Here is a 21,946-nt window from a genome sequence, read left to right as displayed (position 1 = left end):
CGGAATTCGGGCAGGCCGAGCGACGGGGCATCCGGCACTTGGGGGTGTCGCTCACGGTGAGCGGTTCGTAGGGTGGGGGGACAGCGACATCGCGGTCGCGGGTCGCGAGTACCCCGGGGGAGGAACGAATGACCGTCCACTACGCGCTGCCCACTGCCGCCGATTTCGCAACCCTGGCGGGTGAGCACCACCCGGCGATCACCGTGTACGCCTCGACGTCACCCGTGGTCGCCGAGCGCGAGCGGGCCGAAGTCGCCGTCAAGGCGAGCTTCGACGAGGCGATCGAACGGGTCCGCGCCGACGGCGCGGGCACGGGCGAGGTCGACGCGCTCCGCTCGCGACGCGATGCCATCCTCGCCGATCAGCAACTCTGGGGCGGACTCGCCCGGTCGCTCGCGATCTTCGTCGCCCCCGGCTTCGACGAGGTGTTCGTGCTGCCGAACCGGCTCGACGACGCCGTGCACGTCGGCTCGCACTTCACGCTCGGACAGCTGCTGCGGGCCCCGAGCCAGGACCAGGAGGCGTTCGCGGTCACGATCTCCGCACACGAGTGGGCGCTCTGGCACGCGACGCCCACCGACCGTGCCGCCAAGCTCGACATCGACCAGGCCGGCGTGGCGAACCTCGACGAGGCGACCAACCGGGAGCCCAACGAGGACCGCCCGCGCGGCGCCGCCGGCGGACACGCGCTCGGCGCCGGCGCGAGCCGCATGACCGGCGACGAGGGGCACAAGAAGCTCCTCGACCTCTACGCCAAGCGCGTCGTCGACGTCGTCCGCCGGGCCGCGCACGAGATCGACCCCGATGACCGGGTGCCGCTGTTCGTCTTCGCGGCCGAACCGCTGCGGAGCCTCTTCATCGACCGTGCCCGCAACGGCCGGCGCATCGTGGCCGTGCCCGGCGGAGCTGACCGGCTGACGAGCGCGACCATCGACGAGGCGCTGCGCGCCCAGTTGTCGCACCTCAATCTCAGCGAGGCCGCGACGGCGTTGCAGGGCCTCGCCGAGGCCAGCGCGGGCCGCGTCGAACATGATCTCTCGGCGATCGCGCGGCAGGCGGCCGATGGCGCCGTCGAGACGCTCTGGTTCGACTTCACGACCTCGGTGAACGGCACGCTCGACCGGGAGTCCGGTGCGATCAGCTATGCCGCCGGCAACGGCGCGGGCGACGAGCTGCCCGACGGGAGCCGGGCAGGCGACCTGTTGCCGCAACTCGCCCTGCTCGTCATGTCGAAGGGCGGCAAGGTCGTCACCGTGCGCGGCGAAGACCTCGACGGCGACGTCTGGACGGGCCCGGCGGTCGCCGAGCTCCGGTTCGCACTGGCGTAGCCGCGCGGCGGAAGGGCGCGGCGGAAGCGCGCGTCGGGCGTGCTCAGTCGACTCCGGCGAGCAGCGCGCCCGGCTCGGCGCCGACGCCGGTCGCGAAGTCCTCCACGGGGATGCGGATCGACGGCCGCCAGGCGAAGCGGATGACGATCTCGGTCGCCTCGGCGTCTTCGATGATCGCCTCGACCATGGTCGCCGTGAGCACGCGCGCGGAGGCATCCGTCGGCTCCTGCTCGCGCAATCCGAGCCACAGGCTCTCGGGATGCGGCACGATGCCGCCGTTCGTCGCGACGAGGTCGAGCGACCATCCGGCGCTCGGGCAGAGGCCGTGACCGGTGACCCGGATGAGCCGGGTGCCGGCGGCCCCGAAGGCGACCGCGCGGAAATCGGCGGCGGAGAAATCGCAGTGCTGGATATGCGTGGAGCCCATTCGCCCGAACGTAGGGACCGGCATCCGGTGCGGCATCAGGGAGAGCGCTGAGATCACCGGCTGCGCCTCATGAGGCTGGAGCCTCATAGGCTGGAGCGCATGCGATTCGGCATCTTCGTTCCCCAGGGTTGGCGCTTCGATCTCGTCGGCATCGAGCCGGCGGCCCGGCATTGGGAGACGATGCTCGGCCTCGCGCAGCGCGCCGACCGCGCCGACTCGCCGTGGGAGTCCATCTGGGTCTACGACCACTTCCACACCACGCCGGTGCCCTCCGAGACGGAGGCGACGCACGAGGCCTGGTCGCTCATGGCCGCGTTCGCGGCTTCGACGGAGCGCGTGCGCATCGGCCAGATGTGCACCTGCATGGCGTACCGCAACCCCGGATACCTCGCGAAGGTCGCCGCGACCGTCGATCACGTCTCGGGCGGGCGCCTCGAGATGGGCATCGGCGCGGGTTGGTACGAGCACGAGTGGCGCGCGTACGGGTACGGATTCCCGGATGCCCCGGAACGGCTGCGGATGCTCCGCGAGGGCGTCGAGGTGTTCCGGCAGGCGTGGACGACCGGCACGGCGACCTTCCACGGTGAGTTCTACGACTTCGACGGTGCGATCTTCCAGCCGCAGCCGGTGCAGCCGGGCGGCATCCCGATGTGGGTCGCCGGCGGCGGCGAGCAGGTGACGCTGAAGATCGCGGCCGAGTACGCGTCGTACACCAACTTCTTCGACAGCCCCGAGGCGTTCAGTCGCAAGTCCGAGGTGCTTCGCGGGCACTGCGAGCGCATCGGCCGCGACTTCTCGTCGATCACGCGGTCGTCGAACTTCAACACGGTCGTCGGCGAGGATGCCGCCGACGTCGAGCGCCGGCTCGCCGCGATCGAGGCGCGGATCGCGCCGTACCTGGGCCCCGCCGGAACCGCGCGCTACCTCGAGGGATTCCGCTCGCCGGCAGCCCTCGTCGGCACCGTCGACGAGGTCGTCGCGAAACTGTCGGACGCGCGCGACCGCGGCCTCGCCTATGCGATCTCGTACTTCCCGGAGACCGCCTACGACCTGTCAGGTGTCGAACTGTACGAGCGCGAGGTCATCCCGGCGCTGTGGTAGATGTTTCTCGCGGCAGGCTTCGGTCCCGACCGATTCACCCACGCGTCGTCGTTCGCGTGCGGGTTCGGTCCACGAGTGCGACATGCATCCCGCACGTGTGGGAACAAGCCGCACTCGTGAGCCGAACCCGCACGCGCAGGAGGCGGCGGGTGGTGGCACGAACCGAGCGTCCCGGTAGCGTGAGCGGATGCGCTGGGAACCGGATGTCTCGCGCGGCGACTGGGTCCGCGACCGCATGGTCGCGCGGTTCGGCGACCTGCGTGCGATCGTGCCCGGCGGGTTCGAGGCGTTCGCGCGCATCCTCCATCCGGTGTCCGCACAACGGCCGGTGGGGGCGACCTGGGAGGAGGTCCGAAGCGGGGCCTCGCCCGAGGACTGGGAGTACCGCGACACCACCTGGGCGGAGGCCGCCGAGCACGTCGGGGTGACGTGGCATCCGCTCGTGCAGTGGAACCGCATCGCCGCGACCGACCCGGCGAACGGGAGCTGGAACGGCATTCCGGGCCGCGACGGCTGGCGCTTCGCGCCGCCGAGCATGGGAGACCTCGACGCCGAGACGTTCGCGATCATCGCGCGCGCGCTCGCTCGGCACACCTCGACGCCCGGCGCCGGATGTGCGGCCGTGTGGGAGGGGCACGGCGGCATGCTGTCGGACGCGGGGTTCGCCGTGCTGACGTTCTCCGCGCTCGGCGAGACGGATGCCTCGGCAACGGATGCCTCGGGCATCCGCCCGCCGCTCGGCCCCGAGGTCGACGCCGGACCTCGGTTCTCCCTGCCCGACCGCGAGCACGTGCTGTTCGAGGCGGGCATCGCGGAGTTCGAGGCATCCGACTGGCCGGCGCGTGCACCGTGGGCTCGCACGGTCTGGAACGCGCCGTCGCCGAACCTCGTCTGGCCCGAAGACCGCGCGTGGGTGCTCGCGACCGAGATCGACTTCGACTCGACCGTGGTGGGCGGGTCGAGCGCGCTCGTCGAGGAGCTCGTCGGAACCGCCGGGCTCGAGGCGGTGCGGATCCCCGCGGACGCCGACCTGACCTGGGACGGCGACCTGATCAACGGGTGATCAGGGTCGATGTTCCGCAAGCTCGGAGGATCGAACGAACCTCGGAGTTCTCGCCCGAAATCCTCCGGAGTTCGCGCGATCGTCCGAGGCTCGGCCGACTGGTGTCGGGGTCCCCGGGAGCGAAGGGGCTACGCCGCTTCGGCGTCGACCTCGTCGAGCTTCGCGCCGAGCTCGGCGTCGGTCGGCTCGGTGAAGTGGGTGCCGTCGGGGAACACGACCACGGGGATGTTCGTGCGACCCGAGATGGCCTTCGCGCGGTCGGCACCGTCGGCGACGACCTCGAGGTCGACGTACTCGTAGTCGACGCCGCGACCGTCGAGCAGTCGCTTCGAGCGGCGGCAGTCGCCGCACCACTCGGCGCCGTACATCGTGATCCGGGCAGGGTTGAGATCGGTGGGGGAAGTCATGTCAATACCCTACGTAGGAACCCTGTGGGGTATTCCCAGCTGCGCGAGCCGGGCCGTGACCCGGGGCTGGTGGCCCGGCGCCGACACGTGACAGCATGCCCGCATGCGCTTCGAGACGGAACTGCTGCTGGTCGACGAACGGAACACGGGCATCGAGGTTCCACCCGATGTCGTCGAGTCCCTCGGTGCGGGCAAGCGTCCGCCCGTCGTGGTCGTCGTGAACGGGTTCACGTACCGCAGCACGATCGCGCCGATGGGCGGGACGTACCTGATCCCGTTCAGCTCCGACAAGCGAGCCGCCACGGGTCTCGGTGGCGGCGACGCGATCGTCGTGGACCTCGAACTCGATACCGATCCACGCACCGTCGACCCGCCTGCCGACCTCGCGGACGCGCTCGCCGAGGCCGGACTGCGCGAGGCGTTCGACCGGCTCGCGCCGAGCCGTCAGAAGGCCTACGTCGTGAACGTCGAGGGCGCCAAGGCTCCCGAGACCCGGTCGCGGCGCATCGCCAAGGTCGTGTCGGCGCTCGGCGGCTGAGCCGGTGCGTCGCCGCTCCTCGCGGCGACGGCATCCGGGGCGGCGACGGCATCCGGGGCGGCGACGGCATCCGGATCGGTGCCCCCACTCGGGCCGGCGCCCTCGCTCGAGCCGGCGCCGCCAATCGAGCCGGCGCCCTCGCGCGGGTCGCCGCCTCCCGCCGAGCTGCCGCGCCGATCGGCGCCGACGAGCCGGATGAACGCGCTGAGCTGCGCCACGCCGTCGGGCCGCCACGGCAGCGCGTCGAGCAGACCGGGCGAGTAGACCAGGTACGCCGCCCACTTCGCCCGCGAGATCGCGACGTTCAGCCGGTTCCGGTTGATCACGAACTCGAGCCCGCGCGGTGCCGCAGAGGCGTCGGATGCCGCGAGCGAGACGATCGCGACGACCGCCTCCTGGCCCTGGAACTTGTCGACGGTGCCGACCGGCACCTCGTGATGGCCCGCTGCGTCGAGCGCCTCGCGCACGGTCGTGAGCTGGGCGTTGTAGGGGGTGACGACGATGAGGTCGGTCTCAGTGAGCGGCTTCGGGCTCCCGGTTGTGCCGCCCGCGTCGTGCCAGGTGCGCCCGAGCAGCGATGCGACGAGTTCGACGACGCGTTCCGCCTCCTCCGGGGAGTAGGTCGTGTTGTCCTCGTGGAGCACGGGGATGGGGTGCAGGCCCGGCTCGACGCCCTCGAGCCGCCGGGCGGCGGCCGACGGATGGGAGCGCAGCTCGCCGCGATACGCGAGGCGCGAGACGGGGGCGGCGACCGCCGGATGCATGCGCCGGCTCTCGGCGAGGAAGTAGCCGAACTCGTCGGGCAGCACCTCGTGACCGTCGGCGACCCAGCCGAGAGCGGAGGTGTCGACGGGCTCCGGGTGGAGGGCCTGGCTCACCTGCGGCAGCTGTTGCGGGTCGCCGAGCAGGAGCAGGTTGCGGGCCGCGACCGAGACGGCGATCGTCGATGCGAGCGAGAACTGCCCGGCCTCGTCGATCACGAGCAGGTCGAGCGACCCGCGCGGAACCCGCTTGACGTTGCAGAAGTCCCAGGCGGTGCCGCCGATGACGAAGCCGCCCGGCCGCTCTGCCGTGAACCCGGCGAGGTGGTCCTTCTTGGCAAGTGCGGTGAACGCGCGCCCGCCGACCTCGCCCGGATCCTTCACGGCCTTGCCGACGAGATCCGGGTCGAGTCCGGCGTCGACGACGGCCTCGAGCACGTGCTCGATCACCGCGTGGGACTGCGCGACCACGCCGATCTTCCAGCCGCGCTCGGCGACGAGCCGTGCGATGACGTGCGAGGCGACGTAGGTCTTGCCCGTGCCGGGCGGGCCCTGCACGGCGAGGTACGACTGCTCGAGCCGCTGCACGGAGTCGACGACGGCTCCGACGTAGTCGGGCTCGGCATCGGAGCGGGCAGTGGACTCGGCATCGAGCGCGGCGTCGCCCGACGCGACGGGTGCGACCGGCGCGAGGGGCTCGACCGGCGCGAGGCCACCGCGCACCCGTGGCGGAAGCCGTCGCAGCACGTCCATCGCCGGGTTCTGCGGCAGCGCGGGCAGCGTCGCGGGGATGCCTCCCGCCCACTCGCCGATGGCGCCGATCAGCGCGCCGTTGTTCGGCGGAGCGCCGGGACCGACGGCGACGGGCAGGGCGGCCCACGTGGCATCCGGGCTGCCCGACTCGTCGACGACGATGCCGCCGTCGAAGACCTCGGTGATCGTGGCGTAGGTCGTGCGGCGCTGCCCAGGTCGTCGCGTGCGCGAGGGGACGCCGGAGTCGGCGTCGTACAAGAGGAACACGTCGGACCCGGGTGAGAACTTCGACCCGGGGGCGATGCGGCCCGCGAGCCGGATCGAGCGGCGCGGATTGCGGCCGTCCTCTTCGTGCCAGGCGACGTCGATGCCCGATGCCGCGGGGTCGACGACCAGCACGTCGCGGTCGTTCTCCCACGAGTCGATCGGCTGGTCGGCCCGCAGGAAGTGCGCCCACCAGAAGCTCTTCGCCTCGCGCTCGTGGTAGTCGATCGCGGCCGACGCGAGCGCGAGCGCGGTGCGGTCGGGGTCGCGCGGGCCACCGGGCTCGTCGGGCGCAGCCAGTTCGCGCAGCGACCACGCGAGCGGGGACGCCTGGTACACCTTGCCCCCCACGCGCTCCACGAGTTCCTCCGGCGAGACGGGCACGACGCCCTCACGGCGTGCGATGCCGATCAGCCAGTCGCGGAGGCGCCGCGTCGAGACGCAGTCGTAGCGGTTGTAGTCGGCGAGGTCGTCGAGCACGGCCTGCCCCTCGGCACGGTCGGCGCCGGAGGGCGAGTCGACGAGGGCGCGGGCACGCACGTATTCGGTGATCGAGTCGCCGCCGGACTTCACGTCGGCCTCGCGAAGTTCGGTGCCCATGTAGAGCGGCTCGAGCTTCTTGATCGAGTACGACCGGCTGCCGACGCGCACCGCGCGCTTGACGATCGGGTAGAGGTCGACCAGCACGTTGTCGCGCAGCAACTGGTCGACCTCGGCCTCGCCGACGCCGTGGCGTGCGGCGATCGAGGTCAGGTGCGTCCGCTCGTACGCCGCGTAGTGGTAGATGTGCAGGTCGGGGTGCGCCTGCCGGCGCAGCTTCACGAGTTCGAGGAACCGCACGAGCGCCTCGCGCTCCTCGGCGAACGAGTGCGCCCAGAACGCGGTGTACGTGTCGTGCTCGTCGGTCATGCCCCAGAGGTAGTCGAGGTTCCAGCTGGTCGCGGCGCCCTCGGTGTAGAGCGGGTCGCCCTCGAAGTCGAAGAACAGGTCGCCGTGCGACGGGCGGGGGATCGCCGCGATGGCGCCCGCGTCGCGCACCTCGACGGGCGGGGGGAGCGGCGGGTCGTCGGGTGCGCGGGTGCCGGATGCCTCCGCGGCAGCGGCGGCGCGCTCGGCGGCGAGCTGGAGCCGGGCCTGCGCACGGAGTCCGTCGATCGTCGAGTCGACGAGGTGGTCGATCGACCCGGTCGAGGCGGCGAGCTCGTCGATCGTGGTGATGCCCGCCGCGGCGAGCGGTTCGCGGTGGGACACGCGCAGTCCGCCGACCATGAGCACGTCGCGGTGGGCCTGCACCTCGAGCTCGCACGTCGCGCAGCGGCCGTCGTGGTGGTAGCGCGGGTCGCCCCACTCGACCGGGCCGTCGGCCGCGAGGCGCTCGTCGATGATCTGGTGGAGCCGCTCGACGCGCTGCACGTAGACCGGGGCGATGTCGTCGAGCCGGTGCTCGCTGGTCGTGCCGTCGCCGAGGAGGAGTTCGACGGTGTCGTCGCGCTGGATGCCGAGCCGGTCGAGCTGCTCGGAGTAGGCCGCGAGCTGCAACAGTGCGGTCACCCGGGCGCTGCGCGCGAGCTTCGAGTCCTGCACCCGGTAGCGACCGTCGGGGCGGCGCACGAGGAAGTCGGCGAATCCGACGAATCCGACATCGGCGAACGCCGCCTGGTAGACGACGGGCGCGCCGCCCTCGAGCGCCGCGATGGTCGTCGCGACGGCGGCCTCGACCGCGTCGCGGTCACGCGAGTCGGGTTGCTCGATCTCGACCACACCGTCGCCGAACTCGGCGCGGTAGCGCTCGAGCACCCGCAGCTCGTGCTCGGTGCCGAGGGTGCCGGCGCGTTCGAGCATGGCGTCGCTCGTCTGCTCGAAGACCGTGTCACGTCCGAGCTTCACGTCGAGCTCGCGGAGGAACGCGAATTCGCAGTCGGACGCCTTCTTCAGGTCGCTCGCGCTGGTGATGACGGAGCCGTCGAGGACGCGCATGCGACTCCTTCGCGGATGCCCCGGCGGGTTCCGGGTGCTGCCACGCTAACGCGTGCCGCCGACACCGAGCGCGCCGACGAGGTGCTCGACGCGCGACCCGAGTGCGCGTACTCTCGCGCGCATGGACTGGGAGGGCATCCGCCGTCTCGCTCTGTCGTATCCCGACACGAGCGAGCACGTCAGCTGGGGGTCGGCGCACTGGCGAGTGCACGGCAAGGGGTTCGTGTGGGAGCGGCCCCTGCGCAAGGGCGATCTCGAGCACCTCGGGATCGCCGAGCAGTCCGGTCCGGTGCTCGGTGCGCGCGTCGAGGACGAGGCGGTGAAGTTCGCGCTCGCCGAGGAGGACCCGGCGATCTTCTTCACGACGCCGCACTTCGACGGATTCCCGGCGATCCTCGTCCACCTGGACGCGATCAGCGACCGGCGCCTCGAGGAGCTCGTCGAGGAGGCGTTCCTCGCCGCCGCGCCCGTGAAGCTCGCCAAGGCGTGGTTGGCGGAGCATCCCGACTGAGGACGTTCCGGAGCGGCCCCTACGCGGCGGATGCCTCCGCGAGCGCGCCGCGCGGCAGGCCGAGCATGCCCTCGACGGCGTGGGCGATGAGCGAGCCCCGCGCTCCGGCGTCGCGCCAGCGCACGAGCGCCTGCGCATTGAGTCCGTCGATCATGCCGAGCAACTGCCAGGCGACGGATGCCGCATCGTCGGCGTGGAACGAGCCCTCGGCGATCCCCTCGTCGACCACGTCGTGGATGACCGCCTGCCACGCGTCCATCTCGGTGCGCACGCGCTCGCCGAGGGGTTCGTTGCGGCGGCCGAGCGCCCACGCCTCGACCCACACGACGGTGACGTCGTCGCGGCCGCCGTCGAGGAGGGTTCGCAGCAGCGTGCCGAGGCGCGCGACGGGCGTCGGTTGTGCGGCGAGCATCGTGACGACCTCGTCGATCTCCGCGCGGACGACGGTGCCGAACGTCTCGGCGACGAGCTCGTCCATGCCGTCGGCGTAGTGCGCGACGAGGGCGGGTGTCACGCCGGCGCGGGCCGCGACGGCACGCATCGTGACCGCGGCGAGGCCCTCGTCGAGCGCCAGCGAGCGGGCGGCCTCGGCGAGTTGGGCGCGCCGCTCGCCCGGTGCCGTGCGAGGGGCTCGGGTGCGGGGCGACCTTGACATCCGGGGCATCCTCTCGTACCTTCTCGGTATTGATCGTGTGATCAATATACGCGAGGCGAACCGTTCGCGGAAGAACGGACGCACCGACGCACGGACGCACCAAGCACCAAGCACGAAGCACGGAACACCGGAGGCCACGCATGACCTGGCGCATGCCCGCAGAGACCGCACCGCACGAGCGCACCTGGATGGCGTTCCCCGCCGAGGGGCCCACCCTCGGCGAATCGGCCGCCGAGCGCGAGGAGGGGTACGCCGCCTGGACCGCCGTCGCCCACGCGGTCGCCGAGTTCGAGCCCGTCACGATGCTCATCGACCCGTCGGAGCGCGCCCGCGCCCGCGCGATGCTCGGCGACGGCGTCGCGCAGGTCGAGGCGCCGGTCGACGAGTTCTGGATGCGCGACCACGGCCCGACGTTCGTCGTCGACGACGAGCACCCCGGCCTGCTGGGCGCGGTGGACTGGATCTTCAACGGCTGGGGCGCGCCGGCGTGGTCGGAGTGGCGCAAGTCCGCCGAGCACGCCCGGATCATCGCCGAACTGGTCGGCGCCGAGCTCGTGAGCTCCGTGCTCGTCAACGAGGGCGGCGGCATCCACGTCGACGGCGAGGGCACGATCCTGCTGACCGACACCGTGCAGCTCGATCCGCGCCGCAACCCGTACGCCGACCGCGCCCGGGTCGAGGCCGAGCTCGCCCGCACGCTCGGCACCACGAAGGCGATCTGGCTGCCCCGCGGCCTCACGCGCGACTACGACGACTTCGGCACCAACGGGCACGTCGACATCGTCGCGACCATGCCGTCGCCCGGCCGCATCCTGCTGCACGACCAGCGCGACCCCGCCCACCCCGACTTCGAGGTCACGCGCGACCTGCGTGCCCAGCTCGCCACCGAGACGGATGCCTCGGGCCGCACGTTCGACCTCATCGACCTGCCCGCCCCGGCGACGCTGCGCGACGACGAGGGCTTCGTCGACTGGAGCTACGTCAACCACCTGGTCGTCAACGGCGGCGTGATCGCCTGCGGCTTCGGCGACGAGCGGGCGGATGCCGCGGCGCGCGAGATCCTCGAGGCGGCCTACCCCGGCCGCCGCGCGGTCACGGTCGACGCCCGCCCGTTGTTCGCCCGCGGCGGCGGCATCCACTGCATCACGCAGCAGCAGCCGGCGGTGGCCCGATGAGCGGTGGGCCGACCGGCGCGTCACCGACCTTCGACGTCGTCGAGGCGACCATCGCCGAGCTGCGCGGAGCGCTCGAGCGCGGCGCCGCCACGAGCGTCGACCTCTTGCGCGCCTACCTCGACCGGATCGACGCCTACGACGTGCCCGGAACCGCGACGGCGCTCAACGCCGTCGTCGTGCGCAACCCCGACGCGCTCGTCGAGGCCGAGGCATCCGACGCCCGTCGCGCCCGCGGCGAGCTGCTCGGGCCGCTCGACGGCATCCCGTACACCGCGAAGGACAGCTACCTCGTGCGCGGCCTCACCGCCGCAGCGGGCAGCCCGGCGTTCGCCGACCTCGTCGCGCAGCGCGACGCGTTCACGATCGAGCGGCTGCGCGGGTCGGGCGCCATCTGCCTCGGGCTCACGAACATGCCGCCGATGGCCAACGGCGGCATGCAGCGCGGCGTGTACGGCCGCGCCGAGTCGCCCTACAACGCGGAGTTCCTGACCGCCGCGTTCGGCTCGGGCTCGTCGAACGGCTCGGGCACCGCCACCGCGGCGTCGTTCGCGGCGTTCGGGCTCGGCGAGGAGACCTGGTCGTCGGGCCGCGCGCCCGCGTCGAACAACGCGCTCTGCGCCTACACGCCCTCGCGCGGCGTCATCTCGACCCGCGGCAACTGGCCGCTCGTGCCGACGATGGACGTCGTCGTGCCGCACACCCGCACCATGGCCGACCTGCTGGAGGTGCTCGACGTCATCGTCGCCGATGACGCCGAGACGCGCGGCGACTTCTGGCGCGCGCAGCCGTGGATCGCCCTCCCCGCGGCATCCGAGGTGCGGCCCGCGTCGTACTCGGCGCTCGCCCCGTCGGATGCCCCGTCGGCCAGGGCCGAACTCGAGGGCCGGCGATTCGGCGTGCCCCGCATGTACGTGAACGACGACGCCGAGGCGGGCACGGCCGAGGCGGGCCGTGAGCCCGGCATCGGCGGACCGACCGGACAGCGCATCGAGACCCGCGCGTCGGTCGTCGAACTGTGGGAGGCGGCGCGGCTCGACCTCGAGGCCGCGGGCGCCGAGGTCGTGCTCGTCGACTTCCCGGTCGTCTCGAACTACGAGGGCGACCGGCCCGGCGCCCCGACCATCGCGACCCGCGGGCTCGTCTCGCCGGCGTACCTCCGCCGCGAGATCGTCGACCTGTCGGCCTGGGGCTGGGAGGACTTCCTGCAGGCGAACGGCGACCCGGCGCTCTCGTCGCTGGTCGACGTCGACGGCGCGAGGATCTTCCCGCATCCGGAGGGCGCGCTACCCGACCGGTACACCGGATTCGACGACGACATCGCCGAGTACCCGGACTGGGTGCGCGCGCATCCGGATGCCACGTGGGCCGACATGCCCGAACTCGAGGGGGGCCTGCGCGGCCTCGAGGAGACCCGTCGCCTCGACCTCGAGCAGTGGATGGACGACCTCGGGCTCGACGCGGTGCTCTTCCCCGCGGTCGCCGACGTCGGGCCGGCCGACATGGACGTGGACGAGGCATCCGCCGATCTCGGCTGGCGCAACGGCGTCTGGGTCGCGAACGGCAACCTCGTGCCGAGGCACCTCGGTATCCCGACGGTGACGGTGCCGATGGGCACGATGGCCGACATCGGGATGCCCGTCGGGCTCACCTTCGCCGGGCGCGCCTACGACGACACCGGGCTGCTGCGGCTCGCGGCCGCGTTCGAGGCGACCGGTGCGCGGCGCACCGAGCCGTCGCGCACGCCGCGGCTCGGCTAGCCTGCGGGGATGACGAAGCAGGCTCCGATCGAAGACGTCCCGATCGGCGGCGAGATGATCCGCCTCGGGCAGTTCCTGAAGTTCGCCGGGCTCCTCGACTCCGGCGGTGAGGTGAAGGAAGTCATCGCCGAGGGCATGGTGAGCGTGAACGGCGAGGTCGACCTGCGCCGCGGTCGCCAACTGCACGACGGCGACGTCGTCGAGTTCGAAGGGCATCGCCGCCGCGTTCGGCCGTGAGGGGTGCCTGTTTCCGGCGCGGCGGATCCGACGATAAACAGTCACCCTTGACCGGAACCGTCATTCACTTATTAGATGGTGCCCGGGCGGTACGCCCGCGAAGGGCTCGCGGAACCCGACGCCGCCCCGGAGGGAACGCTGCAATGGCGCAGTACGACGTGGCCGACCGATCGGCGATCGTGACCGGAGCAGGAAGCGGCCTCGGCCGCGCGACCGCGCTCCTGCTCGCGGCGAACGGGGCATCCGTGCTCGTGAACGACGTCGACGCCGAGAAGGCGAACGCGGTCGTCGAGGAGATCCGGGCGGCGGGCGGCGTCGCCGAGGCATCCCCCGGCGACGCATCTGATGCCGCGTGGATCGCGGCCTCGATCGACCAGGCGAACGCGCTCGCGCCGCTTCGCATCGCCGTCGACAACGCCGGCATCGGCGGCGCGGCCGCGCCCATCGGCGACTACCCCGACGACAGCTGGAACCAGGTCATCGAACTCAACGTGAACGCGACCTTCCGCAACCTCAAGGCGCAGCTGCCCGCGATCGCCGCGAACGGCGGCGGCTCGATCGTGATCATGAGCTCGGTCTTCGGCACCGTCGCGTTCCCAGCGCAATCGGCCTACGTCACGTCGAAGCACGCGCTCATCGGCCTCGCGAAGACCGCGGCCGCCGAGTACGCGCCGGCAGGCGTGCGCGTCAACGCCGTCGGGCCGGCGTTCATCAAGACCCCGATGCTCACGGCGCACGCCGACGACGCGCTCGTCGAGTTCCTCGTGACCAAGCACCCGATGGGCCGCCTCGGCGAGGCCGACGAGGTCGCCGCGCTCGTCGCGTTCCTCGCGAGCGACGCGGCGAGCTTCGTCACCGGCAGCTACCACGTGATCGACGGCGGCTACGCGGCGGTGTGAACCGCCGGTGGCCGGCGCGGGGCGTATCCTCGGCCGCATGGCCGTGTCGCGCAGCAGGTCGGCGGTGTACTCGCGCCGTCGGAAGCGGCGGATGGCGGCCCGCACCCACGACCTCACCGACGAGCAGTGGCTCGTCATGGCCGCCGAGTGGGGTGGGTGCGCGTACTGCGGCGCCGCCGACCGGCCGCTCCAGCGCGACTGCGTGCAACCGATCTCCCGCGGTGGGCGGTACACCTTCGAGAACGTGGTGCCGGCGTGCGCGTCGTGCAACGCCAGCAAGGGCAACGGCGAGGTCACCTCGTGGATGCGGCGGAAGCGGCTCGACGAACGCTCGTTCCTGCTGCGGCAGCGCGAGGTCGTCGTGGTGCTCCGGGCGAGGTATCCGACGGCGGATGCTCCCGCGGACGGCGATCCGGCGGACGACGTCCGGCCGGCCGACGCCCGGCCGGACGGCAACCGGCCGGACGACACCACCTAGGCTTGGCGCATGCCCGGCCGCGCCCGATCCATGTCGACCCGAGTCGCGGCGGGGCTCGCCGTCGCCGCGGGAGCCGTCGCGCTCGCCGTCGCGGCCGTGTCCGCTCCCGCAGTTGCGGCCGCAGCTCCCGCCCCGGTCGCCGCGGCCTACGGCCCGGGCGCCGCGGCCTCCGCCCCGGTCGCCGCAGTCGCCGCCGGGGTCGACGACTTCACGTTCGCGTCGTTCACGGGCGACTACGCGCTCGACCGCGACGCCGAGGGCCGGTCGACGCTGACGACGACTGAGACGCTCGTCGCGCAGTTCCCCGAGATCGACCAGAACCGGGGCATCCGGCGCAATCTCGTCGACGAGTACGACGGGCATCCGACCGGGCTGCAGGTCGAGTCGGTCACCGACGAGGCCGGCGCCGCGCGGCCCTACGAGGAGGAACGCGACGGCGGCATCGTGACGCTCACGATCGCGGCCGACGACTACGTGCACGGCACCCAGACCTACGTCATCACCTACACCCAACGGGATGTCACGAGGTACTACGCGGACACCGACGCCGACGAGTTCTACTGGGACGTGAACGGCACCGACTGGGCGCAGCCGTTCGGCGTCGTGACGGCGAACGTGCACCTCGGGCCCGGGCTCGCCGAAGCCGCGACCGGCGGCGTCGACACGGCGGCCGGCACGCAGGGAAGCACCGGCGCCGCGACCGCGGCGCCGACCGCCGACGGCTGGACATTCGAGGCACGCGAACTCGGCCCGCATCAGACGCTGACCTTCGCGATCGGATTCGAGGCCGGCACGTTCATCGCGCGCGACGACGGGTTCCTCGCGGCGCCCTGGCCGCTGATCTCGGTGCTCGGTGCACTGGTGGCGGTGCTCGCCGCCGTGTGGGCGGGCGTGCTCCGGGCGACGCGGCTCCGCGACGAACCGGGGCGGCCGGTGATCGTGCCCGAGTACCTGCCGCCCGAGGGCGTCGGCGTGCTGCTCGGCTCCGTGATCGCCAAGGGCACCACGCACGCGATCCCCGCGCAGATCCTGCAGCTCGCGGTCCTCGGCAGGCTCCAGGTCGTCGAGGTGCCCGCGAAGGGATGGTTCGCGTCGAAGCCCTCGTTCGAGCTCCAGTACCAGGAGCCGGGTCCCGCCGATGAGCTGCGGGAACGGCAACGGCGCCTCCGGCGGATCGAGCCCACCGCCGATGACGTGCAGGCCCTGCACGCCCTGTTCGGTGCGACGCTGACGCCGGGCGAGCGCCGCGAGCTCGGCAAGGCCGACGCGAAGGCGGTCAAGCAGTTGACGACGCTCCAGCAGGACGTCGGCCGTCGAGCGACCAGCGAGGGGTACCGGGGCAAGCTCCCGGTTGGCGCGATGGTGGGCGCCGGGCTCGTCGCGCTGGTCGGCGGGTTGGTCGCCTTCGTCTTCGCGGTGGTCTCGTTCGACCAGGTCTACGGCGGCATCTGGCCGCTCGTGCCGATGCTCGTCGGCGGGATCGCCGTGGTGGCCGCAGTCCTGCTGCTCGTCAAGCATCCGCTGCGCACGAAGGGCGCGGAGGTGCGCGATCATCTCGCCGGGCTCGAGCTGTACATCCGCATGGCCGAGGCCGACCGCCTCGCGTACCTGCAATCCCCGGCGGGCGCGCTGCGCACGCCGGTCGCCGCCGACGACCCCGAGCAGGTGTTGCAGCTGGACGAGCGGCTGCTGCCGTGGGCGGTGCTGCTCGGCCAGGAGAAGGCGTGGACCGCTGAGCTCGGGCGGTCGTACGAGCGCATGGGCCGCCAGCCCGACTGGTACTCGGGTTCGCACCTGTTCAACGCGGCGGTGTTCTCGTCGGCCATCGGGGGGATGAGTTCGAGCGTGACCTCGACCTACTCGGCGTCGAGCGGCGGATCGGGCGGCGGCGCTTCCGCCGGCGGCGGCGGAGGCGGCGGAGGTGGCGGCGGGGTCTGAGCCCGCCGGCTCCCCGTGACCTGTCCCGGCCCTGTCACCTTTTCAGGACCACAGCGGTCATGAGCCGGATACACGGCCAACGAGGCCGTGGTCCTGAAAACGTGGCTCACGCCACGTCGACGCGCACGGTGTGCCATCCCGTCGCGCCGTCGGGGATGACGCCTTGCTGCTCGCCGGTCTGCACCGCTCCGTCGGCGCCGGTCGCGCGCACCTGGAGCGTGTGGCTTCCGGCCGAGGCATCCGCCCATTCGAACCGCCACTGCACCCACGTGTCGGCGGAGATCGCGGTCGCCAGCTCGGCCTCGCGCCACGGACCCTCGTCGACGCGGACCTCGACGGCCGAGATGCCGACGTGCTGGTGCCACGCGACGCCCGCGACGACCACGGTGCCCGCCGCGGGCCGCTGGCCCTGCCGAGGCACGTCGATGCGGCTCTGCAGCTTGATCGGCCCGCGTTCGCTCCACCCGCGATCGGTCCAGTACGCGGATGCCTCGTCGAACCGCGTGACCTCGAGCTCGGTGACCCACTTCGTCGCGGAGACGTAGCCGTACAGACCCGGCACGACGAGGCGCGCGGGGAATCCGTGCTCGAGCGGCAGCGGTTCGCCGTTCATGCCGATCGCGAGCACGGCGGCGCGGTCGTCCTGCAGCACCTCGAGCGGCGTCGACGCGGTGAAGCCGTCGATCGACCGCGACAGCACCATGTCGGCCGACGGGTCGGGCCCGGCGCGCGCGAGGAGCTCGCGGATCGGATACCCCAGCCACACCGCGTTGCCGATCAGTCCGCCGCCGACCTCGTTCGACACGCAGGCGAGGGTCGTGACGCTCTCGGCGAAGGGCAGCTCGAGCAGTTCGTCCCAGGTGACCGTGACCTCGCGGGCGACCATGCCGTGGATGCGCAGGCTCCAGTCGGCCGGGTCGATCTCGGGCACGCGCAGTGCGGTGTCGATGCGGTAGAACTCGGCGTTCGGCGTGACCACGGGGGCCAGGCCGTCGAGGTCGAGCTCGGCGCCGGCCGGGATCGTCGCGGTCGCCGTCGGACTCGGCAGCTGCACCAGGTCGCGCACGGCCTGCACCGCGCGTCGCCCGGTCTGCAGTGCAGAACCGGCGAGGGCCGCGAGCACGCCGATCGCGGCGGCGCCGCCGGCCCAGGCGAGGAAGCGGCGCCGGTCGGGCACGGGCGCGGATGCTCCGGATCCGGCGGATGCCCCGGATGCAACAGGAACGACGGGAGCGACGGATGCCCCGGATGCAACCGATGCGGCGGGAGCGACGGATGCCTCGGGCGATCCGGATCCCGCTGCGGCCTCCGGCCATCGTCGCGCGAGCACCATGACCGCGACGGCGCCGACGATGCCGGCCGCTGCGGCGGGCACGATGGCGAGCATGCCGGCGCCCGCGCGGGTCGCCGCGGCGATCGCGCCGACGACGCCGAGTGCGAGGAAGACGACCGAGCCCCACGGCGGTCGCCGCACCTGGAGCACCCCGGCGAGCCCGGCGACCACGACGAGCAACAGCAGGATCCCGACCACGAGCGCGACCTTGTCGGCTGTGCCGAAGAGCGCGATCGCGGCGTCCTTCGCCCATGTGGGCGCGAGGTCGATGAGGGCGGCGCCCACGACCGTGATCGGCGCGGATTCCGGGGCGACGACCGCTGCGACGAGTTCGCCGACGCCCACGGCGACGATTGCCGCCGCGATGCCGGCCAGTGCCGGGAACAGCAGGCGGCCGCGGGTCCGGGTTCGCGCGTCGCGCATGCGCTCCAGCGTACGCCGCACCGCTGTGCGGGCGGCGTCGCGCACGTAGGCTGGCCTGCGGGGGCACGGCGCCCCGGCGACGAGAGGGGCGGGCATGCCGCACGCGATCCAGTACGACCGACACGGAGGACCCGAGGTCCTCGAGTTCAACGAGATCCCGTACGCCCTGCCGGGGCCGGGCGAGGCGGTCGTCGAGATCCGTGCCGCGGGCGTCAACCCGCTCGACACGAAGCTGCGGTCGGGTGCGCGCAAGAGCGCCCCGCTCGACGGCTGGCGCACGGTCGGCGCCGACGGCGCCGGGGTCGTGACCGCGGTGGCCGACGACGTCGAGGGCGTCGCGGTGGGCGACGAGGTCATCGTCGCTGAGGGGCCTGGTACGTACGCGACGGAGCTCGCGGTGCCGGTGTCGAAGCTCACGCCCAAGCCCGCATCGCTCAGTTGGGAGGAGGCGGCGGCCATCCCGATCCCGGGGAGCACCGCGTACCAGGTGCTCGCGTCACTCGGCGTCGGCGAGGGCGACACGCTCCTCTGGCACGCGGGCGCGGGCGCGGTCGGGCAGATCGCGATCCAGCTCGCGCGCCGCGCGGGCGCGACCGTCATCGCGACCGCCAGCGAGCGCAACCACGACCACCTGCGCGACCTCGGCGCGATCCCGGTCGCGTACGGCGATGGCCTGCTCGAGCGGGTGCGCGCTGCGGCACCCGAGGGTGTGACCGTCGCGGTCGACGCGATCGGCACCCAGGAGGCGATCGAGGTCTCGAAGGCACTCGTCGCCGATCCGTCGCGCATCGGCACGATCGTGCTCGGCGCCGATGCCGCCGATCTCGGTATCCGGGCGTGGCGCGCCGGCAGCCCCCATCCGCTCACCGACGAGGAGCAGGCGCTGCGCGACGAGGCGATCCCGGTGATCGCCGAGCTCGTCGCGAACGGCGAGCTCCGGCTCGAGATCGCGCACCGCTACCCGCTCGCCGACGCCGCCGAGGCGCACCGGCAGAGCGAGACGAAGCAGGTGCGCGGCAAGATCATCCTGCTGCCGTAGGCGACGGATGCCTGCGCCGCCTCAGCCGAACCGCGAGCGGATGAACGCCGAGGCGCGCGGCGCGAGATCCGCCGCGATCTCGTCGGCGGGCCGCTTGCGGCCCTTCACCTCGAAGGAGTGCCCGGCGCCGTCGAGCCAGTCGAGTACGGCGTTCGGCCCGATCCGGGCGACCACGTCGTCGAGCTGCGAGTTGGGGGTCGCGAAGGGGTCGTTCGTGCCCTGGAGGAACAGCATCGGCAGGTCGAGCCCGTACAGGTGCGCGTCGCGCGGGCTGTCGGCCTTGCCCGGTGCGTGCAGCGGGTACCCGAGGAACACGAGGCCGGCGACCGCGAGCCCATCGGGCTCGGCCGCCGCCATCGACGCCATGCGCCCGCCGTACGAACGGCCGGCCGCCCAGATCGGCAGGTCGGATGCCCCGGCCGCGGCGTTCGACTCGCGCACCTGCTCGACCACCGCACGCCACGCGGCGATCGCCGAGGCCGGGCGGCCGGGCATCCGTCGGCCCTGCTCGCGGTAGGGGAAGTTGAAGCGGATCGTCGCGAAGCCGATCCGGTGCATCGCACGGGTGAAGCCGCTCACGCCGGGGTGCTCCATGCCGGTGCCGGCGCCGTGCGCCACGGCGATCGTCGCGATCGGGTCGGCCGGCCGCGTCGCGACGGCCGAGACCGGAATGCCCTCGACGTCGATCGCGAGCGCGGTCTCCTCGACGTGTGCGGCTGCGGCATCGTCGACGTGATCGGCATCCCCGGGTGCTGCGTTCATGACCCCATGGTCGCGCATCCGCCGGATCGCGGCATCCGTCGCCCGTTGCAACTGTCGCCCGTTGCATCCGTCGCCAGCGTGGCGATCGCCTCAGGCGGGTCGCCCGCCCAGGCGGCGGTTGCGGCCGTCGGCGAACCGCGCGACGAGCGTGACGGCGACGATCACCACGATGCCCACGATCGCCGCGACGCCGACGGCTACCGAGGCGGGCTCGCCCGTGAGGCGTCCGACCGCGAGCCAGGCGAGGCCCCAGCACGACGACAGCATCGGTGCCAGGCCACCGTGGCTCGCGACCCCCGTCGCGCCGATGGCCGCGACCGCGACGGCGATCACGACGATCGCCCAGACCTCTGGCGCGATGCCCCACCCGTCGAACCCGGTGGACTGGAGGGCGGCGGTGACGTTCGCCGCGGTCGCGACCGTCACCCAGCCGAGGTAGAGCCCGATCGTGCCGTCGGTGAGCAGGGCATCGGTGAACCGGTGCGGCGGATGCCGGACGCAGGCCCGGTACATCCAGCCGAGGAGCGCCAGCAGCACGGCGATCACCAGGACGCTCACCCAGAGCAGGCCGGCCTGCACGACGAGGATCCAGACGGCGTTCAACAGCATCGACGCCGCGACCGGATACCCGAGCAGGCGGTGGCGCTCCGAGGCGCGTTGCGACGGGAGGAGCTGCCAGACCGCGTACGCGGCGAGGCCGAGGTAGATCAGGGTCCAGATCGAGAACGCCGGACCGGCCGGGGCGATGAGCGTCGAGTCGTCGTCGAGCCATCCGCCAGCCGCGTCCTGGATGCGCTGCCCGCCGGCCGCGCCGGACCCGAGGAATGCGCCCGCGATCGCGACGACGGCCGCCACGACGACGACGAGCTGCCGAACCAGATCGGACCTGGTCCCGGACCGGTGAGCAGCGGCCCCGGTGGACTCGGCGGCCGGACCCGATCCGCTCGGCGCCTCGGTCATGCCGCCCATTCCGTCGGGCTGCTGTCGATCGCACCGGCGAGCAGCGACCCGAGGCCTTCCAGCCCGCCCCGCTGGAAGGCGCGCCGCTGGCGCGCCGCCCCGGTGCCGAGCTGGGTCAGCCGCGCGAGCAGTTCGGCGGCGACCCCGGTGTCGCCCTCCGCGTCGAGCTGCGGGCCGATGAGCGCGACGAACCGGTCGAGCACGCTCCTCGCGTCGGCCAGCTCGCGGAGCACGGGGTCGTACAACTGCGCGCGCATGCCGACGTGGGCCGAGTGCATCACGGCGGCCGACAGCAGCTCGGGCTGGATGTCGGTCCGGTCCAGGTCTCGTCCGCCGGTCTCGATCGCGTGGTTCACGATGCCGCGGCACAGTGCCGCGACCAGCAGGGTGTCCTCGGCACTCAACTGCGCGTCGCCCATGCGGAACTCGATCGTCGGCAGGTGCTCGGAGAGACGCACGTTCCACGCGATGAGGGCGAGGTCGGTCATGCCGCCCAGGCCGATCAGGCTGCGGATCCTCCGGTCGTACTCCTTCGCGCTGCGGAACCGCGGCGGCGACCCGGCGGTCGGCCAGCGGCGCAACTGCACGGTGCGCCAGCTCTCGTACCCGGTGTCGTACCCGCGCCAGAACGGCGAATTGCCGGTGATCGCGGTGAGCAGCGGCAGCCACGGCCGCACGGTGTTCATCGCGAGGATCCCGGCGTCGCGGTCGGGGATGCCGACGTGCACGTGCAGGCCGCTCATCTGGTGGTCGGCGATGAGACCGGCCATGTCGCGGACGATGCGCTGGTAGCGGTCGTTGTGGGTGATGGCCGGGAACGGCAGGGCGTCGGGGGAGGTGCCGACGCTCGCCGCGATCACGCCGGCGCGCTCGGCCTCCTCGGCGACGAGCCGGCGGAACCCCGCCAGCACCGGCAGCGCCCCGGCGAGCGTGTCGAACACGGGTGACGCGTGCTCGATCTGGGAGGCGAGGAACTCGCGATGCGTGTACGGCGCCCACGTCGGATCCGTCGCGAGCCGGTCGTAGAACGCCTCGGCGATGTCGGCACCGCGAAGGCTCTGCGGATCGAGGAAGATGAACTCCTCTTCGACGCCGAACGTCGCGTGCATGGCTCCCCCTCCGGCGGTGGTTCGACTCCCGCGCCGTGATTCGAGCCTGAG

Annotated in this window: 20 protein-coding genes; 12 read left to right on the top strand and 8 right to left on the bottom strand. The window is 72.7% G+C overall.

Annotated elements, in window-relative coordinates; genetic code table 11:
• Window positions 1–128: 128 nt before the first annotated feature.
• A complete protein-coding gene (locus ELQ40_RS15780; RefSeq protein WP_127794542.1) occupies window positions 129–1,328 on the top strand; it encodes a hypothetical protein in 1,200 nt (399 codons plus the stop codon).
• Window positions 1,329–1,371: 43 nt separating this feature from the next.
• Here ELQ40_RS15780 and ELQ40_RS15775 read toward each other — a convergent pair whose 3' ends face one another.
• Window positions 1,372–1,755: a hypothetical protein gene (locus tag ELQ40_RS15775; protein WP_127794541.1), complete on the bottom strand. Its 384-nt coding sequence runs from the start codon at window positions 1,753–1,755 to the stop codon at window positions 1,372–1,374.
• A 99-nt stretch (window positions 1,756–1,854) separates the two neighbouring features.
• Between ELQ40_RS15775 and ELQ40_RS15770 the strand changes: the two genes are divergently transcribed.
• On the top strand, window positions 1,855–2,856 hold the full coding sequence (locus ELQ40_RS15770; protein WP_127794540.1) for an LLM class F420-dependent oxidoreductase: 1,002 nt from the start codon (window positions 1,855–1,857) through the stop codon (window positions 2,854–2,856).
• A 187-nt stretch (window positions 2,857–3,043) separates the two neighbouring features.
• Complete coding sequence (locus ELQ40_RS15765) at window positions 3,044–3,919, top strand: hypothetical protein (protein WP_205649360.1); 876 nt, start codon at window positions 3,044–3,046, stop codon at window positions 3,917–3,919.
• Between the two features lie 128 nt (window positions 3,920–4,047).
• On the opposite strand, the gene ELQ40_RS15760 is transcribed toward ELQ40_RS15765, so the two are convergent.
• Entirely contained in the window at window positions 4,048–4,326 is a 279-nt protein-coding gene (locus tag ELQ40_RS15760) for a glutaredoxin domain-containing protein (protein ID WP_127794539.1), read from the bottom strand.
• Window positions 4,327–4,429: 103 nt separating this feature from the next.
• Here ELQ40_RS15760 and ELQ40_RS15755 point away from each other — a divergent pair, with 103 nt between their 5' ends.
• Window positions 4,430–4,864 carry a YdeI/OmpD-associated family protein gene (locus ELQ40_RS15755; protein ID WP_127794538.1) on the top strand — a complete coding sequence of 145 codons (435 nt, stop codon included), beginning with the start codon at window positions 4,430–4,432 and terminating at the stop codon, window positions 4,862–4,864.
• On the opposite strand, the gene ELQ40_RS15750 is transcribed toward ELQ40_RS15755, so the two are convergent.
• The gene (locus ELQ40_RS15750) at window positions 4,780–8,619 is read right to left on the bottom strand and encodes a bifunctional RecB family nuclease/DEAD/DEAH box helicase (RefSeq protein ID WP_127794537.1); all 3,840 of its coding nucleotides are present in this window, start codon (window positions 8,617–8,619) and stop codon (window positions 4,780–4,782) included. The two genes, ELQ40_RS15755 and ELQ40_RS15750, sit on opposite strands and share 85 nt — an antisense overlap.
• 121 nt (window positions 8,620–8,740) lie before the next feature.
• Here ELQ40_RS15750 and ELQ40_RS15745 point away from each other — a divergent pair, with 121 nt between their 5' ends.
• A complete protein-coding gene (locus tag ELQ40_RS15745) occupies window positions 8,741–9,130 on the top strand; it encodes an MmcQ/YjbR family DNA-binding protein (protein WP_127794536.1) in 390 nt (129 codons plus the stop codon).
• Between the two features lie 19 nt (window positions 9,131–9,149).
• Here the strand turns inward: ELQ40_RS15745 and ELQ40_RS15740 are convergent, their stop codons facing one another.
• On the bottom strand, window positions 9,150–9,785 hold the full coding sequence (locus tag ELQ40_RS15740) for a TetR/AcrR family transcriptional regulator (protein WP_205649359.1): 636 nt from the start codon (window positions 9,783–9,785) through the stop codon (window positions 9,150–9,152).
• 140 nt (window positions 9,786–9,925) lie between these two features.
• Between ELQ40_RS15740 and ELQ40_RS15735 the strand changes: the two genes are divergently transcribed.
• The 6 genes from ELQ40_RS15735 to ELQ40_RS15710 all read left to right on the top strand — a co-directional run bounded on the left by ELQ40_RS15735 (window position 9,926) and on the right by ELQ40_RS15710 (window position 16,269).
• A complete protein-coding gene (locus ELQ40_RS15735; RefSeq protein WP_127794534.1) occupies window positions 9,926–10,960 on the top strand; it encodes an agmatine/peptidylarginine deiminase in 1,035 nt (344 codons plus the stop codon).
• A complete protein-coding gene (locus ELQ40_RS15730) occupies window positions 10,957–12,717 on the top strand; it encodes an amidase (RefSeq protein ID WP_127794533.1) in 1,761 nt (586 codons plus the stop codon). The genes ELQ40_RS15735 and ELQ40_RS15730 overlap by 4 nt, the downstream gene beginning before the upstream one ends.
• Window positions 12,718–12,726: 9 nt before the next feature.
• Entirely contained in the window at window positions 12,727–12,954 is a 228-nt protein-coding gene (locus ELQ40_RS15725) for an RNA-binding S4 domain-containing protein (RefSeq protein WP_127794532.1), read from the top strand.
• Between the two features lie 143 nt (window positions 12,955–13,097).
• Complete coding sequence (locus ELQ40_RS15720; RefSeq protein ID WP_127794531.1) at window positions 13,098–13,853, top strand: SDR family NAD(P)-dependent oxidoreductase; 756 nt, start codon at window positions 13,098–13,100, stop codon at window positions 13,851–13,853.
• A gap of 37 nt (window positions 13,854–13,890) precedes the next feature.
• On the top strand, window positions 13,891–14,331 hold the full coding sequence (locus ELQ40_RS15715; protein WP_127794530.1) for an HNH endonuclease: 441 nt from the start codon (window positions 13,891–13,893) through the stop codon (window positions 14,329–14,331).
• Between the two features lie 9 nt (window positions 14,332–14,340).
• A complete protein-coding gene (locus ELQ40_RS15710; RefSeq protein WP_240665827.1) occupies window positions 14,341–16,269 on the top strand; it encodes a DUF2207 domain-containing protein in 1,929 nt (642 codons plus the stop codon).
• Window positions 16,270–16,375: 106 nt separating this feature from the next.
• On the opposite strand, the gene ELQ40_RS15705 is transcribed toward ELQ40_RS15710, so the two are convergent.
• Complete coding sequence (locus tag ELQ40_RS15705) at window positions 16,376–18,025, bottom strand: molybdopterin-dependent oxidoreductase (protein WP_127794529.1); 1,650 nt, start codon at window positions 18,023–18,025, stop codon at window positions 16,376–16,378.
• 94 nt (window positions 18,026–18,119) lie between these two features.
• Between ELQ40_RS15705 and ELQ40_RS15700 the strand changes: the two genes are divergently transcribed.
• Window positions 18,120–19,064 carry an NADP-dependent oxidoreductase gene (locus tag ELQ40_RS15700; RefSeq protein ID WP_127794528.1) on the top strand — a complete coding sequence of 315 codons (945 nt, stop codon included), beginning with the start codon at window positions 18,120–18,122 and terminating at the stop codon, window positions 19,062–19,064.
• 21 nt (window positions 19,065–19,085) lie between these two features.
• On the opposite strand, the gene ELQ40_RS15695 is transcribed toward ELQ40_RS15700, so the two are convergent.
• The 3 genes from ELQ40_RS15695 to ELQ40_RS15685 form a co-directional block, all read right to left on the bottom strand.
• A complete protein-coding gene (locus ELQ40_RS15695; RefSeq protein WP_127794527.1) occupies window positions 19,086–19,826 on the bottom strand; it encodes an alpha/beta family hydrolase in 741 nt (246 codons plus the stop codon).
• 90 nt (window positions 19,827–19,916) lie between these two features.
• Window positions 19,917–20,786 (bottom strand): tryptophan-rich sensory protein, encoded by an 870-nt coding sequence (locus tag ELQ40_RS15690; protein WP_240665826.1) that lies wholly within the window; start codon window positions 20,784–20,786, stop codon window positions 19,917–19,919.
• Window positions 20,783–21,895: a YbdK family carboxylate-amine ligase gene (locus ELQ40_RS15685; RefSeq protein WP_164863657.1), complete on the bottom strand. Its 1,113-nt coding sequence runs from the start codon at window positions 21,893–21,895 to the stop codon at window positions 20,783–20,785. The genes ELQ40_RS15690 and ELQ40_RS15685 overlap by 4 nt, the downstream gene beginning before the upstream one ends.
• Between the last annotated feature and the right edge of the window lie 51 nt (window positions 21,896–21,946).

The organism is Agromyces sp. LHK192, from assembly GCF_004006235.1.
In the GTDB taxonomy this organism is placed as follows: domain Bacteria; phylum Actinomycetota; class Actinomycetes; order Actinomycetales; family Microbacteriaceae; genus Agromyces.
This window is presented reverse-complemented; position numbering and strand designations above follow the sequence as displayed.

Coding starts and splice junctions, on each gene's coding strand:
- ELQ40_RS15705 (WP_127794529.1), bottom strand. CDS start 18,025: ATGCGCGACGCGCGAACCCGGACCCGCGGCCGCCTGCTGTTCCCGGCA.
- ELQ40_RS15750 (WP_127794537.1), bottom strand. CDS start 8,619: ATGCGCGTCCTCGACGGCTCCGTCATCACCAGCGCGAGCGACCTGAAG.
- ELQ40_RS15690 (WP_240665826.1), bottom strand. CDS start 20,786: ATGACCGAGGCGCCGAGCGGATCGGGTCCGGCCGCCGAGTCCACCGGG.
- ELQ40_RS15775 (WP_127794541.1), bottom strand. CDS start 1,755: ATGGGCTCCACGCATATCCAGCACTGCGATTTCTCCGCCGCCGATTTC.
- ELQ40_RS15730 (WP_127794533.1), top strand. CDS start 10,957: ATGAGCGGTGGGCCGACCGGCGCGTCACCGACCTTCGACGTCGTCGAG.
- ELQ40_RS15740 (WP_205649359.1), bottom strand. CDS start 9,785: ATGTCAAGGTCGCCCCGCACCCGAGCCCCTCGCACGGCACCGGGCGAG.
- ELQ40_RS15760 (WP_127794539.1), bottom strand. CDS start 4,326: ATGACTTCCCCCACCGATCTCAACCCTGCCCGGATCACGATGTACGGC.
- ELQ40_RS15745 (WP_127794536.1), top strand. CDS start 8,741: ATGGACTGGGAGGGCATCCGCCGTCTCGCTCTGTCGTATCCCGACACG.
- ELQ40_RS15695 (WP_127794527.1), bottom strand. CDS start 19,826: ATGAACGCAGCACCCGGGGATGCCGATCACGTCGACGATGCCGCAGCC.
- ELQ40_RS15725 (WP_127794532.1), top strand. CDS start 12,727: ATGACGAAGCAGGCTCCGATCGAAGACGTCCCGATCGGCGGCGAGATG.
- ELQ40_RS15685 (WP_164863657.1), bottom strand. CDS start 21,895: ATGCACGCGACGTTCGGCGTCGAAGAGGAGTTCATCTTCCTCGATCCG.
- ELQ40_RS15710 (WP_240665827.1), top strand. CDS start 14,341: ATGCCCGGCCGCGCCCGATCCATGTCGACCCGAGTCGCGGCGGGGCTC.
- ELQ40_RS15770 (WP_127794540.1), top strand. CDS start 1,855: ATGCGATTCGGCATCTTCGTTCCCCAGGGTTGGCGCTTCGATCTCGTC.
- ELQ40_RS15720 (WP_127794531.1), top strand. CDS start 13,098: ATGGCGCAGTACGACGTGGCCGACCGATCGGCGATCGTGACCGGAGCA.
- ELQ40_RS15700 (WP_127794528.1), top strand. CDS start 18,120: ATGCCGCACGCGATCCAGTACGACCGACACGGAGGACCCGAGGTCCTC.
- ELQ40_RS15780 (WP_127794542.1), top strand. CDS start 129: ATGACCGTCCACTACGCGCTGCCCACTGCCGCCGATTTCGCAACCCTG.
- ELQ40_RS15735 (WP_127794534.1), top strand. CDS start 9,926: ATGACCTGGCGCATGCCCGCAGAGACCGCACCGCACGAGCGCACCTGG.
- ELQ40_RS15765 (WP_205649360.1), top strand. CDS start 3,044: ATGCGCTGGGAACCGGATGTCTCGCGCGGCGACTGGGTCCGCGACCGC.
- ELQ40_RS15755 (WP_127794538.1), top strand. CDS start 4,430: ATGCGCTTCGAGACGGAACTGCTGCTGGTCGACGAACGGAACACGGGC.
- ELQ40_RS15715 (WP_127794530.1), top strand. CDS start 13,891: ATGGCCGTGTCGCGCAGCAGGTCGGCGGTGTACTCGCGCCGTCGGAAG.